Source organism: Streptomyces sp. NPDC087859 (assembly GCF_044742595.1).
GTDB lineage: Bacteria > Actinomycetota > Actinomycetes > Streptomycetales > Streptomycetaceae > Streptomyces > Streptomyces canus_F.
This window is the reverse complement of sequence record NZ_JBIUUU010000018.1, coordinates 121,189-139,875: the sequence shown is the minus strand read 5'-3', so window position 1 is coordinate 139,875 and position 18,687 is coordinate 121,189. Positions and strand designations below refer to the sequence as shown.

General features: G+C 73.3%; 10 protein-coding genes and 1 pseudogene. 5 read left to right on the top strand and 6 right to left on the bottom strand.

Annotation, left to right across the window (positions count from 1 at the left end):
• Positions 1–101: 101 nt before the first annotated feature.
• A complete protein-coding gene (locus ACIOHP_RS37205; RefSeq protein WP_401894314.1) occupies positions 102–2,150 on the top strand; it encodes an ArnT family glycosyltransferase in 2,049 nt (682 codons plus the stop codon).
• 113 nt (positions 2,151–2,263) lie between these two features.
• Positions 2,264–3,481: a cytochrome P450 gene (locus tag ACIOHP_RS37200; RefSeq protein WP_401894312.1), complete on the top strand. Its 1,218-nt coding sequence runs from the start codon at positions 2,264–2,266 to the stop codon at positions 3,479–3,481.
• Here the strand turns inward: ACIOHP_RS37200 and ACIOHP_RS37195 are convergent.
• The 4 genes and pseudogenes from ACIOHP_RS37195 to ACIOHP_RS37180 form a co-directional block, all read right to left on the bottom strand.
• Positions 3,471–6,571, bottom strand: a pseudogene (locus ACIOHP_RS37195) (ATP-binding protein). The gene ACIOHP_RS37200 and the pseudogene ACIOHP_RS37195 sit on opposite strands and share 11 nt — an antisense overlap.
• A 119-nt stretch (positions 6,572–6,690) precedes the next feature.
• Complete coding sequence (locus ACIOHP_RS37190; protein ID WP_401894311.1) at positions 6,691–7,431, bottom strand: FAD:protein FMN transferase; 741 nt, start codon at positions 7,429–7,431, stop codon at positions 6,691–6,693.
• Between the two features lie 2 nt (positions 7,432–7,433).
• Complete coding sequence (locus ACIOHP_RS37185) at positions 7,434–8,159, bottom strand: FMN-binding protein (RefSeq protein ID WP_401894308.1); 726 nt, start codon at positions 8,157–8,159, stop codon at positions 7,434–7,436.
• Positions 8,160–8,169: 10 nt separating this feature from the next.
• Positions 8,170–9,510 carry a ferredoxin reductase family protein gene (locus ACIOHP_RS37180; protein ID WP_361548064.1) on the bottom strand — a complete coding sequence of 447 codons (1,341 nt, stop codon included), beginning with the start codon at positions 9,508–9,510 and terminating at the stop codon, positions 8,170–8,172.
• A 150-nt stretch (positions 9,511–9,660) separates the two neighbouring features.
• Between ACIOHP_RS37180 and ACIOHP_RS37175 the strand changes: the two genes are divergently transcribed.
• The 3 genes from ACIOHP_RS37175 (at position 9,661) to ACIOHP_RS37165 (ending at position 14,422) form a co-directional block, all read left to right on the top strand.
• Positions 9,661–10,350 carry a response regulator transcription factor gene (locus ACIOHP_RS37175; protein ID WP_361548061.1) on the top strand — a complete coding sequence of 230 codons (690 nt, stop codon included), beginning with the start codon at positions 9,661–9,663 and terminating at the stop codon, positions 10,348–10,350.
• Positions 10,347–11,804: a sensor histidine kinase gene (locus ACIOHP_RS37170; protein ID WP_401894304.1), complete on the top strand. Its 1,458-nt coding sequence runs from the start codon at positions 10,347–10,349 to the stop codon at positions 11,802–11,804. The genes ACIOHP_RS37175 and ACIOHP_RS37170 overlap by 4 nt, the downstream gene beginning before the upstream one ends.
• A gap of 215 nt (positions 11,805–12,019) precedes the next feature.
• Positions 12,020–14,422 (top strand): SpoIIE family protein phosphatase, encoded by a 2,403-nt coding sequence (locus ACIOHP_RS37165; RefSeq protein WP_401894302.1) that lies wholly within the window; start codon positions 12,020–12,022, stop codon positions 14,420–14,422.
• Between the two features lie 9 nt (positions 14,423–14,431).
• Here ACIOHP_RS37165 and ACIOHP_RS37160 read toward each other — a convergent pair whose 3' ends face one another.
• Together ACIOHP_RS37160 and ACIOHP_RS37155 are read right to left on the bottom strand one after the other, a co-directional pair.
• The gene (locus ACIOHP_RS37160; RefSeq protein WP_401894300.1) at positions 14,432–17,323 is read right to left on the bottom strand and encodes a SpoIIE family protein phosphatase; all 2,892 of its coding nucleotides are present in this window, start codon (positions 17,321–17,323) and stop codon (positions 14,432–14,434) included.
• 206 nt (positions 17,324–17,529) lie between these two features.
• Positions 17,530–18,597 carry a LacI family DNA-binding transcriptional regulator gene (locus ACIOHP_RS37155; RefSeq protein WP_361548052.1) on the bottom strand — a complete coding sequence of 356 codons (1,068 nt, stop codon included), beginning with the start codon at positions 18,595–18,597 and terminating at the stop codon, positions 17,530–17,532.
• Between the last annotated feature and the right edge of the window lie 90 nt (positions 18,598–18,687).

Sequence of the window (18,687 nt, the reverse complement as noted above, 5' to 3'; positions counted from 1 at the left end):
TTCCCTCAGCGACGGCTCAGGGTTCCCCCAGGCACCGCCCCGATCGTCACTGCCAGGGCGCCCGCCCCGCACATCGCCCCGGACCACCTGGAGTACGCGTCATGACGACTCTCGCCCCGCCGCCCGTCCACGAGGCCCGGCACCGGGCCGAGCCGCCCGCCGCGCGCGGCCGTGTGCGCGGGCTGTTCACCGGCGCCCCCGAGGACCCCCGCTGGGCCCGGCCCGCCCTGTGGGCGATCCTGGTGCTGGCCACGGCCCTGTACGCCTGGAACCTGTCATCGGTCACCGGCAACACCTTCTACAACGCGGCCGTCTACTCCGGCACCAAGAGCTGGAAGGCCTTCTTCTTCGGCGCGTTGGACTCCGGCAGCTTCATCACCGTCGACAAACCGCCGTTCGCCCTGTGGGTGATGGGGCTCTCGGCCCGCGTTCTCGGCTACGGCACCTGGCAGTTGGCGCTGCCGATGGTGGCGCTCGGCACCGGGTCGGTGGCCCTGCTGTACCGCATGGTGAAGCGGGACTTCGGCGCGGTGGCGGCGACGATCGCCGCGCTGACGCTGACGCTGACCCCGATCACCGTCGCCATCAACCGGGACACCAACCCGGACCCGGTCCTCGTCTTCCTGATGCTGCTCGGGGCGGCCGCCCTGATGAGGGCCGTGCGCACGGGCCGGCTGATGCCGCTGGTGTGGTCCGGGGTCGCGATCGGTTTCGCGTTCAACACGAAGATGATGCAGGCGTACGTGGTGCTGCCGGCGTTCTTCCTGGTCTATCTGTGGGCCGCGAACGCGCCGCTGGGCCGCCGTGTCCGCAATCTCGCCGTCGGCACGGCCGCCCTGGTGGCCGGTTCGGCGTGGTGGATGGTGGTCGTCGATCTCATTCCCGCCTCCTCCCGCCCCTACATCGGTGGCTCCACGGACAACACGGTCTGGGACCTCGTCATCGGCTACAACGGCTTCGGCCGGATCTTCGGGGCGAGTTCGTCGGTGGGCTCGCAGGGCAACGGGGCGAGCTTCGGCGGCGAGGCGGGCCTGTACCGGTTGTTCAACAGCATCATGGGCGGCCAGATCTCCTGGCTGATCCCGTTCGCGCTGATCGCCCTCGTCGGCGGGCTGGTGCTGCGGGGCCGGGCGCCGCGGACCGACGCCAGGCGGGCGGCGCTGCTGCTGTGGGGCGGCTGGTTCGTCCTGCACTATCTGACGTTCGCGCTCGCCGAGGGCACGTTCCACCCGTACTACGTCACCGCCATGGCACCCGGTGTCGCGGCGCTGGCCGGTATCGGCGCGGTGCAGCTGTACCGGGCCTTCGTGGAGGGTTCGGCGGCGAAGTGGGGCTGGGTGCTGCCGGCCGCGGTCGCGGTGAGCACGGTGTGGGCGGTCGTGTTGCTCCAGCGGGTGTCGGGTTCCGGGACGCTGTACACGGTGGCGGAGGTCGTGGCCGGCGTGGCCGGTGCGGTCGCGGTCATCGGTCTGCTGCTCGGGCGGTTCACCGGGCGGCAGCGGCTGACCGGGATCGCGGCGCTGACGGCCGTGGTCGCCCTGCTGGCCGGTCCCGCGGCGTACTCGGTGTCGGCGGCCGCTTCCAGCACGAACGGCACCAACCCGACGGCAGGCCCGAGCACCGGTGGCGGCATGGGCGGTGGCGGCGGCATGGGCGGCGGCCAGCGTCCCAGCGGCGGCCCTGGCGGCAGCACCGGTCAGAGCGGTTCGGACGGGCAGTCCGCGGGGCAGCCGTCGTCCGGCACGGAAAGCGGCGGCACCGAGGCCGGCAGCGCGTCCCGGACCGGTGGATCCGCCGGAGGCATGGGCGGCGGCACGCAGGTCTCGTCCGCGATGATCACGTATCTGAAGAAGAACCAGGACGGTGCCACCTGGCTGGTCGCGGTGGCCACCGACCAGACGGCCTCCTCGATCATCCTGGAGTCCGGGGAGCCGGTCATCTCGATGGGCGGGTGGTCCGGCAGCGACGACGCGATGACGCTCGCCAAGCTCAAGAGCCTGGTGAAGGCGGGCAAGCTGCACTACATCGTGATCAGCGACAGCGGCCAGGGTTCCTCGAACACCGAGATCTCCACCTGGGTCAAGAAGAACGGCACGGCGGTCCCCGACTACAGCGGCCTCTACCGCCTGGACGCCTCCGACGTCAGCTGACCGCTCTCCCCGCTGGACGGGCCACCGGACTCCCCTGCCGGTGGCCCGTCCCCCGTACGCGCTGAAACCGCGCTGAAACCACGCTGAAGGCGGTCCCCCGCACACTCCCCGCCATGACCCTCCACCTCACGCCCGACCTCGTCCAGAACCCCCTCGGCGCCTACGCGGACCTCCGCTCCCGCCCCGGCCTCGGCCATGTCGTCCTCCCCGGCCTGAGCACGCCGGTACGGCTCGTCACCCGCCACAAGGACGTGACGGCCGCGCTCACCGAACCCCGGCTGGTCCGGGACCGGTCTACGGTCGCCGACTCCGACATGCCGGATCCGCAGGCCGAGTTGCTGGCATCGGGCCTGGAGGGCCTCCCCGAGGAGTACGTGCCGTACCTCTCCGGACATCTGGCCCTCTTCGACGGCGACGAGCACACCCGTCGCCGTACGCCGCTCACCCGCGCCTTCACCGCCCGCCGGGTGGCCGCGCTGCGCCCCTTCGTGGAGAAGACCGCGCAGGAGCTGGCCGACGCCCTCGCCGGACGCGAACGGGCCGATCTGCTGGGCGAGTTCGCCTATCCGCTCAGCACGGCCCTGATCTGCGAGCTGGTCGGCGTGGACGCGGCCGACCGGGACAGGGTGTGCGGCTGGATCCGGGACTTCGCGTACGGCGACGGCAGCGGCGTCCTGGACGGGCTCGGCGGGATCGTCGCGTACACGAAGGACCTGGTGGCCCGGCGCCGCGCCGAGCCCGCCGACGACCTGGTGTCGGCGCTGCTGGCGGACGGCGGCATGACCGACGACGAGATCGTCACCGTCTTCTTCCTCCTCATCAACACCGGCATCACCCCGCCCGCCCTCTTCCTCGCCCATGCCGTCCTCGCCCTCCTCGACCACCCCGAGCAGCTTCAACTCCTGCGTGGCGAACCGGAGTTGCTCGGCCGGGCGGTGCCCGAGCTGCTGCGCCACGTCACGCTGGTCCGCATGGGCGCCACGCTCTACGCCACCGAGGAGTTCGTGTTCGCCGGCACCCGGCTGAGGAAGGGCGAGGCGGTGACGGTCGCCCTGTTCGCCGCCGACCACGACCCGGCCGCCTACGACCACCCCGAACGCCTCGACGTGACCCGGGAGTTCGGGCGCGGCGACGGCCATCTGGCCTTCGGCCACGGCCCGCACTACTGCATCGGCGCGGCGCTCGGCCGGCTGGTGACGGGCGTGGTGCTGGAGCAGCTCGTCGTACGGCGGCCGGCGGCACCGGAGTTGGCGGTGGACCGCGCCGACGTGCTGTTCGGTCACTGGCCCGGCGACGGCTTCCACCTGCTGGGCCTGCCGGTCAGACTGTGACCCGCACCAGCCCCAGGGCGGCCTCCCTGAGCCCCCGCGGGTCCAGGGCGGCATAGGTGGTCACCGCGTCCTCGTAGGCCGCTCTGTCGGCGTTCCGGGCGGCCTCGCGGGCGAGTGCCGAGGACATCGTGGGCTGGAAGTTGCGCAGCACCCGGAAGCGTTCGGCGAGGGCGGTCAGCCGGGCCCCGCGCGCGCCGTCGCCGTCGGCCAGGGCGATCGTGCCCAGGGCGAGCAGCAGGGCGCCGCACACCGGGAAGTCGACGGTCACATACCGCGGGGTGGCCGCCGGGCGGGTCAGCAGGGTGGTGAGGCGGTCAGGCAGCGCGGCGGCGAGGGGCGCGACGAGGTGGGTGCGGCCATGCCGGGCGTGGGCGGTGAGGGCGGCGCACTGGAGCTCCAGCACCCAGCCCTGGATGACGAGTTCCTCGCCGGGGGCCGGGCTCGCCGCGTGCTCCAGGCGCTCCACGGCCCGGCGCCACAGCCCGAGCCCGGTCTCGACGTCGCCGCGGGCCAGCGCCATCTCGGCGCGGGCGCCCAGGTCGGGGGTGAAGGCGTCCGGGGCGGTGGACTCCGGCTCGTGGCGCAGCGCCTCCTCCAGCCAGTGCTCGGCCGCGTCGAGGTCGCCGGTCTGGAGGTTGGCGAGCATCAGACCCCACCGCATACCGATGGTGTCGCTCCACTCGCCCAGGTTCTCCAGGGCGTCCAGCGCGGCCCGCATGTGCACCAGTGCCTCGCCGCCGCGCTCGGTCTGGAGACAGAGTTCGGCGAGCCGGGAGGCGGGCCAGATCCGCAGCACCGGGATGTCCCCGTCGCCGAGCGCCTCGACCATGCGGCGGGCGGCGGCCAGGGCGAGGTCCGGCCGGTGCTCGCTCTCCCACACGTAGCTGGCGACGTAGTTGGCCACGCCCGCGAGCAGCGGCTTGTCGCTGCGGCACAGACCGTCCAGCTCCTCGTGGTCCGCGAGCACGTGGGGGAAGCGCACAGCACCGCCGCGATGGCCCGCACCATCGAGTCCGGCTCGGCGGGCGGCAGCCGGCGCAGGGTGACCAGGGTGCGCACGGCGCCCGGGCCGACGCCCAGGAACAGGTTGGCGGTCAGCAGCGTGGCCGCGGTGCGGGTCGGTTCGACGTACTCGGCGGTGGGCCGGTAGTGGGACAGGGGCCGGGCGGTGTCCTCCAGGAGGGTGATCATCCGCAGGAAGTTGGTCTCCGTGCTCCACAGGGCGCCGAGGACGGCGGTGACCGTGGCGACGGTGGCGAGGTCCGCACGGGCGAGCGCGAGCCGCAGCGCCTGGACGAGGTTGTCCTGCTCGGCGCGGATCAGCTGCCAGGAGGCGAACGGGTCGGTGCCGAAGGGAGCGTCGTGATAGGAGGCGCCGAACTCCCGTGCCCAGTGCAGGAATCGGTCGGTGACCGCGTCCTCGCGGTCCACGGCGGCGAACTCGCGGACCGTCTCCAGCATGCTGAAGCGCGCACCGTACGGTGTGTCGGTGACCTTCAGCAGGGACTGGTCGACGAGGTCCTCCAGGAACTCCCAGGCGTCGTCGACGAGTTGACCGGCCGCTTCGGCCGTGAACCCGGCCGGGAAGACGGACAGGGCGCGGAGCGCCGCCTGTGCCGGTTCCTCCAGGAGGTTCCAGCTCCAGTCGACCACGGCGTGCAGGGTGCGGTGGCGTTGCGGGGCGTCCCGGGGGCCGCCCCGCAGCAGGGTGAACCGGTCCTCCAGACGCCGGGCTATCTCCGCGACCGACATCACCCGGACCCGGGCGGCGGCGAGTTCGACGGCGAGCGGCAGCCCGTCGAGGCGGCGGCACAGGGTGGCCACGGCGTCGGCGGGCAGGTCGACGCCGGGGCGGGCGGCGCGGGCGCGCTGCGTGAACAGCTCGACGGTGGTGGCCGGGTCCAGCTCGGGCAGCGGGTGGACGGTCTCCGAGGACAGCCCGAGAGGGGCCCGGCTGGTGGTGAGGATCCGCAGGTCCCGGGTGCGTGACACGAGGGCCTGCACGAGGTCGGCGACGCCGCGCACCACCTGTTCGCAGTTGTCCAGGACGAGCAGGCCGGGTCCGGTACCGAGGGCGCCGACCACGGCGGTGACCGGGTCGGGCCCGGCGGCGTCCAGGGCGGAGGCCACCTCGGCGGCGACGTCGCAGTCCTCCCGGACGCCGGCGAGCGGCACCAGGTGCACGATCCGCTGCCCGGCGTCGCGGGCGACGGCGCTCGCGAGGCGGGTCTTGCCGAGGCCGCCGGGGCCGACGACCGAGGTGACCCGGGAGCCGTGCAGCAGCCGGGTCACCTCGGCGACGTCGGCGTCCCGGCCGAGCAGCGGGTTCGGCTCGTGCGGTACGCCGCGCCGGACGACGGGTGCCTCGCCGCGCAGCAGTTCCTGGTGGAGTTCCTGGAGGGCGGGGCCGGGGTCGGTGCCGAGTTCGTCGCGCAGGCGGCGGCGGTGGCGGTCGTACGTCGCGAGCGCGTCCGGGGCGCCTGCGGTGGCCGTCTGGCAGCGCATCAGCTCCAGGAGGAGTTCCTCGTCGCGCGGGTGGGCGGCGGCCAGGGCGGTGAGCGGTCCGACGGCTTCCTCGCGGCGGCCGGTGCGGGCCAGGGCGAGGGCCCGGGAGCGGACGAGGGTGTGGTGGGCGGTGGCGCGTTCGGCGCGCAGCGCGCCCAGGGGGTCGCCGGGAACGGCCTCGTCGTCGGGCGCCTCGGCGCCGTCCCAGAGCGCGAGTCCGGCCTCGGCCTCGGCGAGGGCGCCCGCGTGGTCCTGGGCGCGGGACTTCTCGGTGGCGGCCGCGGTGTGCAGGAGGACGGCGCAGGCGTCGACCTGGTCCTCGCGCAGGGTGAGCCGGTATCCGGTGGGGGTGCTGGCGATGGCCTCGGTGCCGAGCTGCCGCCGGGCCCGGGAGACCAGGATCTGCAGCGCCTTCGCGGGATTCTCCGGCTGCTCCTCCGGCCACAGCCCCGCCATGAGCCGCCCGGCACCGCACCCCGTGCGCAACTCCCCCGCCAGCAGCGCGAGCAGCCCCCGCAGCCGGGGCGCGGTGATCTCCCGCCCCTGATGGGCCACGGCCGTCAGCAACGTCAACTCGATGGTCACCGCGCCAGGTTAGTCAGCCGGTCGCACGACCGCCCCTGGTGGGGAACACGAGGGGCTGCCGGGAACACCACGGCATGCGGACCGAACTCGCCCGCCCCGCACCCGGTTTCGTCACGATCTCACGCCGCCGTGGACCGCTCCCGTGCCGTGGGGAACCCCGGCGTCCGCAGCACCCGGCGCTCGGCGTCCACCGCGAAGACCTCGCAGCCCGGCAGCCCCGCCGCCCAGTCGACGCCCTCGGCGCCCATGGCGAAGGCGGCCGTGGCGACCGAGTCGGCCTCGGTCAGGGTCCCGGCCACCACTGTGAGGCTGAGCAGGCCCGTGGCCGGGCGGCCGGTGCGGCCGTCGATGATGTGGTCACCGCGCTCGTAGCGGGCGGAGGTGGCGACCGCGCCGTCCGTGAGCTCCAGGACCGTGCACAGTCGGTCGGCGTGTTCGGGGTGGCGTACGCCCACCCGCCAGGGCCCGCCGGCGGCGACCACGTCACCGCCGGCGTTGAGGACGAAGCGCCGGGCGCCGGCCGCCGTCAGGAGCTCGGCGGCGCGCTGCACCGACCAGCCCTTGACCACCGCGCAGGGGTCGAGGCCCCGGCCCGGCAGCCGTATGTCGAACGCGCCGGCCGTCGCGACCCGGTAGTGCTCGCACAGGTCGAGCACGGTCCGCAGGTCCGCGCTCACCGCCCCCTCGGCGAGCTCGCCCCGGCCCAGCCGCGACACCTCGCTGTCGGGCTTGAACGGGCTGAACCGGGCGTCGACCTCGCGCAGCCACGCGAAGACGGCGTCCGCGGTCTCCTCGCCCACGTGCGCGTCGTCGACCCGCAGCGAGACCGGGAACCCCATGACGTGTTCGACCCTGTGCATGGTCAGCCCTTCGCGTCGATCGCGGCCTGGAGGGACTCCTTGTAGCCGTCGCTGGTGATCGTCGCACCGGACACCGTGTCGATGTCCGCGCTCTGCGCCTCCAGCGTCTCCGCGATCAGCTTCGGCACCGCGGCCGTCGTCTGCGGGTGGTTCGGCTGCTGGAGCATCTTCACCGCGGAGATCTTGTCGCCGTCGAAGGTCACCTGGACCTGCACGGTGCCCTTCTCGGTGTTCACCGCCGAGCCGTCGACGGTCCGCGCCGCCGAGGCGGTGGAGGCCGCGGCGGACGGCGAGGGCGAGGCGGCGGCCGCCTCGGCGTTCGCGTCGATCGCGGCCTGGAGGGACTCCTTGTAGCCCTCGGTGGTGATCGTCGCACCGGACACCGTGTCGATGTCCGCGCTCTGCGCCTCCAGCGTCTCCGCGATCAGCTTCGGCACCGCGGCCGTCGTCTGCGGGTGATTCGGCTGCTGGAGCATCTTCACCGCGGTGATCCTGTCGCCCTCGAAGGTCACCTGGACCTGCACAGGGCCCTTCTCGGTGGTGACCGTCGTGCCCTTGACGACGGTGCCCGACGACGAACCCGACCCCGATGACGAGGCCGAGGAGGACGCCGACGGCGTCGAGGCCGCCTCCGTGGTGGACGTGCTGCCGCCGAGGGACGGCTCGTAGCGCCAGATGGGGACCAGGCCCGCGATGCTGAGGACGACTACAGGTATGGCTCGCTTCACGATCTCTTCCTCATCCCGCCAGGCTGAAGCGCTCGAAGTGGGTCTGCGCCTTGGGCACGTTCAGCTCACGGAGGCTGCCGAGCACGGCGTTCATCATCGGGGGCGGTCCGCACAGGAAGACGTCCCGGTCGGTGATGTCGGGGACCAGCCGGAGCAGCTCGGCCGGGGCCAGCTTGTCGGGCACCGGCGGGCCGGTCACCAGGTGCAGCTCGGCGCCCTTGGCGTGGGCGAGCTCCCGCAGCTCCTCGTACAGGACGGCGTCCCGGTCGGTGGCGACGCGGTAGATGACGACCGCGTGGCCGTGCAGCTCCTCCAGGAGCGCCCGGATCGGAGTGACGCCGACGCCGCCGGCGATGAGGACGGCCTCGGGGCGGGTGCGGTGCAGCGCGGTGAAGGCGCCGTAGGGGCCCTCGGCGAAGACGCGCGTGCCGGGCTTCAGGTGGCGCAGGGCGGCGGTGCCGTCACCGGCGACCTTCGCGGTGAGCCGCAGGGTGCGGCCGTCGGGGGCCGCCGACAGGGAGAAGGGGTTCGCCTGCCACCAGCGGTCCTTGGTCAGGAAGCGCCACAGGAAGAACTGGCCGGCCTGGGCGGGCAGCTTGTCCAGGTCACGGCCGGTGACATAGATCGAGACGACGTTGTCGGACTCGGGGACGACGGCCTGGATACGGAACTGGTGGCGCAGGTTGCGCCACAGCGGCAGCACCATGCGGCCCAGGACCACCGAGCCGAGGGCGACGGTCCACAGTCCGTACCAGTACGTCTTCGCGGCGTTCGACGAGGTGAAGGTCGTACCGACCGCGACCTGGTGGGTGAAGGCCAGCAGCACCGCGACGTAGGTGTAGAGGTGGATGAAGTGCCAGGTCTCGTAGGCCAGCCGGCGGCGGGCGTAGCGGGCCGAGACACAGCCCACCACGAGGATGATCGCGAAGGCGGTGAGCGCGCGGAGCACGCCCTCGGTGGTCTCGGCGAGGTCGACGACCGTGCCGATCGGGCCCACCTCGGTGCCCTCGGCGTAGCCGAAGGCGATGAACACGAGGTGCGCGAGGAGCGTCCACAGGATGCCGAAGCCGGTCCAGCGGTGCCAGGAGGTCAGCCGGTCCATGCCGATGCGGCGGTCGAGCCACGGCAGGCGGGCCACCAGGAGCAGCTGGAAGGCCATGAACAGGGCGCCGTAGAGACCGGCGAGCCGGCCGATCACGATCAGTGCGTTGGAGGCGAACCCGGCCTGGGCGAAGAAGAGGGCGACCACGGCCGCGTTCGCGGCGATCACGGCGTACAGGCCCGTGCGGGCCACCACTTTGGGCCGTATCGCCGTGGGGGGCGCGGTGGGCGGTTTGACGGTCGTCGTCACGGACGGAGCTCCTTGATCGGGGCCTGGGTTATCGAGCTTCGCCTGAGCGACCTGTCGATTTACTGTCGTGCAACTTTCAAGTGGTTATCGATGTGGCCGCGAGGAAGCATCGGCCCTGGAGTCGGGGCCCGCGTGACGCACTATGAACGGGTGGAAAAAGTACGCCTCCTCGTCGTGGACGACGACCCGCCCATCGCCGACCTCGTGGCGACCGTCGCCCGGTACGAGGGCTGGGACGCGGTGACGGCGAACTCCGGGGAGGAGGCGCTGAGCCGTGCCGCGTCGTTCCGTCCGGACATCGTGGTCCTCGATCTCATGCTGCCCGACATCGACGGCTTCGGCGTCCTGGAGCGGTTGCGCAGCTCGGGCACGATGGTGCCCGTGGTGTTCCTCACCGCCCGGGACGCGGTCGCCGACCGGGTGGCGGGGCTGACCCGGGGCGGCGACGACTATCTGGTGAAGCCGTTCGCGGTGGAGGAGCTGATGGCCCGGCTGCGGACCGTGCTGCGGCGCTCCGCGGGGCCCGGCTTCCAGCGGTCGGTGCTGCGGGTGGCCGATCTGACGATGGACGAGGACACCCGCGAGGTGCGCCGCGGCGACAGACTGCTCACGCTCACCCCGACCGAGTACGAGGTGCTGCGCTACCTCATGCGCAAGTCACCGACCGTGCTCACCAAGGCGCAGATCCTCGACCATGTGTGGGAGTACGGCTTCGGCGGCCGTTCCAACGTCGTCGAGCTGGTCGTCAGCCGGCTGCGCCGCAAGCTGGACGACACGGGTGATCCGCTGATCCACACCGTCCGGGGCTTCGGCTATGTGATCCGACAGGCGGCGGAGTGATCCGGCGGCTCCGTCAGGCGTATCGCAGGCTCCGGCTCGGCACCCGGCTGGCGCTCGGCCTCGGCGTGCTGGCGCTGCTGGTGTTCGGCGTCGTGGGCACCGCGCTGACCACGTACATGCGGGACTATCTGTCGGCCCAGCTCAACGAGCAGCTCCAGATCGCCCAGGTCGCCCAGTCCAAGAGCATCGCGGACCACGGCTCGCTGGCGGGCAAGAAGTACTACCGCTGGTACTACGCCGTGTACGACGTGAAGGACGGCACCGCCGAGCTCCGTACCCCTGAGGACGCCACCGACCTGCCGGAGGACGTCGACGACTTCACGTCCCTGGCACAGGCGCAGACCACCGCCGGCACCGAACTGCTGCGCACCGAACACCTCGGGGGCGCGGGCGACTACCGGCTGCGGGCCTGTGAGGTCGAGCCCGGTGTGGTCCTGGTCAGCGCGGCGCCCATGGACGAGATCAACGAGACCGTGGGGCAGCTGATCACGATCCAGGTCGTCACGTTCGGCCTCGCGCTGCTGGCGCTGGTGCTGTTCGGGCGGAAGGTGCTGCGCAAGGGCCTGAAACCGCTGAGCGACATGGCGACCACCGCACACGGCATCTCCTCGCACAACCTCACCGACCCGGAGGCCCGGCTGCCGCTGCGCGCGGACCGCAAGGGCGGCGGCCCGGAGGTCGAGGAGCTGCGCACCGCGTTCAACACGATGCTGGAGCACATCGACGACTCGCTCGCGGTGCGCGCGGAGGCCGAGCAGCGGCTGCGCCGGTTCGTCGCGGACGCCTCGCACGAACTCCGTACGCCTCTGATGTCCGTACGGGGTTATGCGGACCTCTTCCAGTACGCCGCCGCGAACGAGCCCGAGGAGCGGGACCGGCATCTGGCGAGACTGCGCGCGGAGGCGGCCCGGATGGGTGTCCTGCTGGACGACCTGCTGATGCTCGCCCGGCTCGACGCCGCCGAGGTGGACACCCCGCTGCGGCCCAAGGACACGGACCTGGTGGAACTGGTCCACGACGCGGCCGACGCCTTCCGCGCCGCGCACCCGGACCGCCCGTTGACGCTGACGGAGGGCCCGTGGTCCTTGATGCTGCGCCTGGACCCGCACCGCATCCGCCAGGTCCTGGACAACCTCCTCACCAACGCGGCCGTGCACACTCCGGCCGGCACCCCGGTGTCGGTGGCGGTCTCGGTCGTCTCCGCCCGGGTCCTGGTCCGTGTGACGGACGCGGGCCCCGGTATCCCGCCCGCCGACCAGGAGAAGGTCTTCGACCGCTTCTACCGCGTCGACAAGGCCCGCAGTCGCGACCGCGGCGGCAGCGGCCTGGGCCTGGCGGTGGCCCGCGCCCTGGTATGGGCCCACGGCGGCACGGTGGAGGTGAGCAGCGAGCCGGGCCGGACGGTGTTCACGGTGTCACTGCCGCTGGGGCAGGGCGGCGCGGCGGACGGCTGACCGGACCGGGCCGGGCCCGCGGGCGGCGAAATGTCACCGGACGGGCAAGTCTCGTTTGCGGTAGCCAAGTTGGCGGGCCCGGCTCTCCATGAACGGCTGGACAGATCTTCCGGGCTCCCCCAGGATGGCAGTCGCCGGGCTGTGGAGTCCGTGCCCTGGGAGGCAACCCCCGTGGTCACCTGCGCGGAGAGGCGATGCGGTCCGATCCCCAACGTTTGCTTGCCACGGCAGTTCGCCGCATCGCCCGCGCCGAGGACCGTGCGGAGGTCGTCCACGAACTCTGTGCGGTGGGCGTGGAGCACTTCGCGGACGCGGTTCTCGTCTACCTCGCGCCCGGCCCCGGTCCCTCGTACGAACCGGAAACGGTCCCCGGCCAACTCCACCTGACCGCGAGCCGGTTCCTGGAAGGCGGACAGGACCTGGCCGACGCTATCGGCGCACCGGTGCCGGCTCTCGCCTCGGTGGCGCGCTCCGGTGACCTGGCCGAAGTCCTGCGTGCGGGTGAGACGTTGAGCCGGATCTCCCCCGCGATCGACCCGGCGCTTCGCGAACTGCTGGGCCCGGCTCCCGTTCTGCCGGAGGGGCATCGCGTCCTCCTCGCCCCCCTGTCCGACGCGCGGGGCGTGCTCGGCGCGGCCGTGTTCCTCCGCCGCCCCGACCGCGAGGCCTTCGACGCCGACGACGTGCTGACGGCCGGCCGGCTCTCGGCGCAGGCCGCACTCGGCGTGAGCGAGGCGGCAGCCTCACCCCCGACGACCACCTCACCCTCCGCGAGCGCCTCGACCGACGCGGCTGACTCACCGCCCACGGCCTCCGCACCCTCCACGGCCGCCTCACTTTCCACGGCCGCCTCACCACCCCCCACCGCTGGGACGCACACGCCGTCCCCGACCTCCACAACCACCCCCACACCCATGCACCGCGAGGGCGACCGGTTGCGCTTCGCCGGCGCGGCGACCCGCCGGATCGCTCGCGGTATCGACCTGGACGAGATCGTGATCGGGCTGTGCCGGGCCAGCGTGCCGACCTTCTCGGACGCGATCCTCGTGTACCTCCGCGAACCGCTGCCGGTCGGCGACGAACGTCCCGTCGAACCGCTCGTCCTGCGGCTGCACCGGACCGACCGGATCCCGCACGGGGAGGACGGCCTCCGGCCCATGGACGACCCACGGCCCAGGCCACCGGCGCTGGACGAGCTCGTCGCCGAGCGCTGCACCGTGCCGGGCGGTGGCGCGCTCGCCGAGGTGCTGCGCGGCGTACGCCCCGTCTTCACCGACTCTCCGGCGGCCCGGGCCGCCCTGCCCGAACTCCTCGGCAAGGGCAGCGAGTCGGTCACCCCCGCCGGACAGCACGCCATCCTCGCCCCGCTGCGCGGCCGCCGCCGCGTCATCGGCGCCGCCCTCTTCCTGCGCAGCCCCGAACGCCCCGCCTTCGCACAGGACGACCTCCTGCTCGCCGCCCAGCTCGCCACCCCCAGCGCCCTCGGCATCGACAAGGCGGCCCTGTACGGCCGTGAGGCCTACATCGCCGACGAACTCCAGCGCGCCATGCTCCCCGAGACCCTGCCCCGCCCGACCGGCGTCCGGCTGGCGTCCCGCTATCTCCCGGCCGCCGAGACCGCCCGTGTCGGCGGCGACTGGTACGACGCGATCCCCCTGCCGGGCAGCCGCGTCGCGCTGGTCGTCGGCGATGTCATGGGCCACTCCATGACCTCCGCCGCGGTGATGGGCCAGCTGCGGACGACGGCCCAGACGCTCGCCGGTCTCGACATGCCGCCGCAGGAGGTGCTGCACCACCTGGACGAGCAGGCCCAGCGCCTGGGCGCCGACCGCATGGCGACCTGTCTCTACGCCGTCTACGACCCGGTGGCGCACCGCATCACCATCGCCAACGCCGGCCACCCCCCGCCCATCCTGGTGCACCTGGGCGGCCGCACCGAGGTGCTGCGGGTGCCCCCGGGCGCGCCCATCGGAGTCGGTGGCGTCGCCTTCGAAGCCGTGGAGCTGGACGCCCCGGCCGACGCCACCCTGCTCCTCTACACGGACGGGCTCGTCGAGTCACGCCTGCGGGACGTGTGGACCGGTATCGAGCAGCTGCGCGAGAAGCTCGCCGCGACCGCGCGGCTGACCGGCCCCGAGCGTCCGCCACCGCTGGAGGAGCTGTGCGACGAGGTGCTCGACATGCTCGGCCCTGGCGACCGGGACGACGACATCGCGCTGCTCGCCGCCCGCTTCGAGGGGATCGCGCCGAGCGACGTGGCGTACTGGTTCCTGGAGCCGTCGGAGGCGACACCCGGCCGGGCCCGCCGGCTGGTCCGGCGCACGCTGTCCCGCTGGGGACTGGAGGAGCTGAGCGACTCCGCGGAGCTGCTGGTCAGCGAGATCGTCACCAATGCCGTGCGGTACGCGTCCCGGCCCATCACCGTGCGGCTGCTGCGCACCCACGTCCTGCGCTGCGAGGTCACCGACGACGAGCCCCGGCTCCCGGTGCTCGGGCAGGCGCGGGCCACGGACGAGGGCGGGCGGGGCCTGTACCTGGTGAACAGGGTGGCCCGGCACTGGGGAGCGTCCCGGCTGAGCACCGGCAAGATCGTCTGGTTCGAGCTCGACCGGCCGTGACCGGTTCCGTCACGGCAACGCCAGCTCCGTCCAGATGATCTTCCCCTCGGGGGTGTGGCGCGTCCCCCACCGCTCGGTGAGCTGGGCGACGAGGAACAGCCCGCGGCCGCCCTCGTCCTCGTTCTTCGCACGGCGCAGTCGCGGGGAGGTACTGCTGCCGTCGGAGACCTCGCAGATCAGGGCGCGGTCGCGGAGCAGCCGGAGCCGGACCGGGCCGGTGGCGTGCCGGATGGCGTTGGTGACCAGTTCGCTGGCGACGAGTTCGACGGTGAACGACAGCTCCTCCAGGCCCCAGGCCGTGAGCTGTTCGGTGACCGCCGCGCGGAAGCGGGAGACGGCCGCCGGGTCGCTGGGCACGTCCCACTGGGCGACCCGGTCGGAGTCCAGGGCGTGCGTACGGGCCACCAGCAGGGCCACGTCATCGCTCGGCCGGGCCGGCAGCAGTGCGTCCAGGACCGCCTCGCAGGTCTCCTCCGGCGGCCGCCCGGCCTGGGCGAGGACGGCGCCCAGCCGCTGCATCCCGGCGTCGATGTCCCGGTGCCGGTCCTCGATCAACCCGTCGGTGTAGAGCACCAGTTGGCTGCCCTCCGCCAGCTCCAGCTCGACGGTCTCGAAGGGCATCCCGCCGAGCCCGAGCGGCGGCGCGGACGGCAGGTCGACGAAGGTCACGGTGCCGTCGGGGTCGACGACCGCGGGCAGCGGGTGCCCGGCGCGGGTCAGGGTGCAGCGCCGGGACACCGGGTCGTAGACGGCGTAGAGACAGGTCGCCCCGACGATCCCGGAGTCCGGGCTGCTCTCCGCTGCCCAGCCCTCGCCGCGGTCGAGGCGGCCGACGAGGTCGTCGAGGTGGGTGAGGAGGTCGTCGGGCGGCAGGTCGAGGGAGCAGAAGTTGTGGACGGCGGTGCGCAGCCGGCCCATCGTGGCGGCCGCGTGCAGTCCGTGGCCCACGACGTCCCCGACCACGAGCGCGACCCGCGCGCCGGAGAGCGGGATGACGTCGAACCAGTCGCCGCCGACGCCGGCCTGGGCGGGCAGATAGCGGTAGGCGACCTCGACGGCGCTCTGCTCGGACCGGCCCCGCGGCAGCAGGCTGCGCTGGAGGGCGAGCGCGGTGTTGTGCTCGCGGGTGTAGCGGCGGGCGTTGTCGATGCAGATCGCCGCGCGGCCGGCCAGTTCCTGGGCGAGGGCGAGGTCGTCGTCCTCGAAGGGGGCGGTCTTCTCGGCTCGGTAGAAGCTCACCAGGCCGAGCGTCTCGCCGCGGGCCCGCAGCGGCACCGTGACCAGGGAGTGGATGCCGGCCGCGAGGATCCGCTCGCCCGCGGCCGGATCGTGGTCCGGCCGGCCCCCGGCGGCGGCGCGCACGGGTTCGAGCATCGACTGCCGCGCCTCCAGACCGCGGGCCTGCGGAGTGGACGCGGGGTACCGGACGAGGTCGCCGACCGTGTGCAGATGCGATTCCTCGTGTACGGCGCCCAGGGCGACCCGGCGCAGCGGGGTGTCCGCGCCCAGCGGCCCCGGCTCCTCGCCGAGCAGCACCCCGTCCGGCAGGTCCACGGCGACGAAGTCGGCGAACCGGGGGACGGTCACCTCCGCGAGTTCCTCCGCGGTGCGGGTGACGTCGAGGGTGGTACCGATCCGCACGCCCGCGTCGTGCAGGAACTCCAGTCGGCGGCGCGCGAGCAGGGCCAGCCGTCCGACACCGGGCTCACCGAGGAGAAGGAGCCGGGCGTCGACACCGGGGGCGTCGCTGCCGCGCTCGGTGGCGACGGACGGGAGCGCCCCGACACTCGCGGCGGACACCGGGGGCTCACCCTGCGCGCCCCACTGCACTTCGGCGGGTGTCGGTACGACCGTCCGCAGCGCGGCGGATCTCACCGCGGGCCGGGCCGGTGCCGGGGAGGGGGCCGGCGCCGGCCCGGACGGGACGGCCGGCTGCGGGAGGGCCCGGTCCGGGGTGACCGGGGCGGCCGGCGCGCTGAGGCAGACCTGGCGCACGTGCGGGCTGCCGACGATGCGGGCCTCGACGACGACGCCCGTCTCGCCCGCCGCGCCCCGGACCTGACGGCGCAGCAGGGTGGCGGTGCGGCCGCCGGAGAGGGTCACCTCGTCGAGGGTGCGGTGCGGGGAGGCGAGGAGTTCCTCGGCCTTCTCGCGCAGCACGGCCCGGTCGACGGGGCCGAGTTCGTCCCCGTCCGGGCGCCCCGGCTGCCGCCACTGTGCCGACGCGTGGGCGGTGGCCCTGCGGTACGCGGCGAGGAGGGCCCGCTCGCGTTCCGTGGCCACCTCCAGCATCCGCGCCTCGATGGCGCGGGCGGCCTCACCGACCAGCCGCAGCATGGCGGGGTCGCCCTCGTCGCGCAGACAGGTGAGGTCGAGGACGGCCTCGATGCGTCCGCTGAGCGGGTTGCGGACGGGCGCGCCGGCGCAGGCGAAGGGCTGGAGGCAGTCGGCGAAGTGCTCACGGCCGACGACGTAGACGGGGTTGCGTTCGGCGAGCGCGGTGCCGACGCCGTTGGTGCCCACGACCCGTTCGGAGGCGTCGAAGCCGGGGGCGAAGTTCACCTCGTCGAGGCGGTCGCACAGCTGTCGTCCGCCGCCGAGCCGCTGGACCATGCGGCCCTGTCCGTCGCACAGCGCGATGGTCATGCCGGCCTCGGAGAGCGAGGTGGCGAGGTTCTTCAGGACCGGCTCGGCCGCGTGCAGAAGCGGGTCGTCCAGGGTGAGGTCCGGCGCGTAGGCGGCCTGGAGGCGGTCCGGTTCCAGCCCTACGGACCTGCACCGTTTCCAGGAGTCGAGCACGGAGCCCCGGACGTCCGCGTCCACTCGGGCACCGGCCAGAAATCGTTCGTGGGCATCGACGAGCCCGCCGATGTCGTCCCAGGCGACGGACAACAGGATCACTTCCCTACCCGGCGACGGACCCGGTGGCGCGCCGCCGTTCGGCTCGCCCCCCCGGCGGAGTCCTCCCAGTCGTTTGTCACCCTAGACCCTTTGTGATACCGATCACAACAAAGTCCTGAAGTGCCCCGGAGACACCTTTCGTCCCCATGTTCGACCGTGGTCCTCGCCGTTCGATCAGGGGCCTGTCGAAGAGATGAGTCGGGCTGTCAGCCGCGCGGCGGTCGGCCGCAGCTGCGGCGGACGATGACCTCGACGGGGATCAGCGGCTCGACCCGCTCCTCGGTCCGCCCGTCGATCCGGTCCAGCAGAAGCCGCAGCGAACGCCTGCCGATCGCGGCGAAGTCGGTGCGGACGGTGGTGAGCGGCGGCAGCAGATGGGCCGCCTCGGGGATGTCGTCGTACCCGACGACGCTCACGTCCTCGGGGACCCGGCGCCCCGCCTCATGGAGGGCGTGCAGCAGACCGAGGGCCATCTGGTCGTTGGAGGCGAACACGGCGGTGACGTCCGGACGCCGGGCCAGCCGCCGGCCCAGTTCGTACCCGGAGTCCGCGCTCCAGTCGCCGATGAGCAGCTCGGGCACCTCGGCGCCCGCCGCCCGCAGGGTGTCCTGCCAGCTGATGAGGCGCTGGTCGGCGGAGGTCCAGCCGGTGGGCCCGGCGATGTGCCACACGGTGGGGTGTCCGAGGCGCAGCAGGTGCTCGACGGCCTTGCGGGCGCCGTTGCGGGAGTCGGCGGTGACCAGCTGGGTGCCGCCCCTGGTCTCGTTCTCCAGGACCACCAGCGGGGTGTCGAGGTGGGTGTCGGCCAGTGCCTGCCCCACCCGGTGCTGGGGTGCGATGGCGATGACACCGTCCGCCCCCTCGGCCGACAGCCGGTCCACGGCCTCGGCGACCGTGGCGTGATCGGCGGTGTCGTCCAGGGCCATGGAGCTCAGCAGGTAACCGGCCTTCTGGGCGGCGGTGTTGATGGCGGTCAGGGTGCTGGCGGGCCCGTAGCGGGCGGCGTCGAAGGAGATGACCCCGAGCATCCGCGTCCGCCCGCTGGCCAGCGACCGCGCACTGCGGCTGGGCCGGTAGCCGAGGCTCCGCATGGCGGCCTGCACGACTTCACGCGTCTCGGGACGGACGGCCGGGTTGTCGTTCAGCACCCGTGAAACGGTCTGCTTGGACACCCCGGCCAGCCGCGCCACGTCGTCCATGACCGGCCGCGCACCCGCGAAGTTGCGTCGGCTGCGCCCCTTGGGGGCGGGAGCGTCGGCGGCGCGAGGGGTCATCGCGGGTGCTTCCTCAACATCTCTTCGGGGGCGCGGGTGGGCCCCAGCATAGGTCCAGGCCCGGCCCGTGCCCCCAGGGGCGCGGGGCTG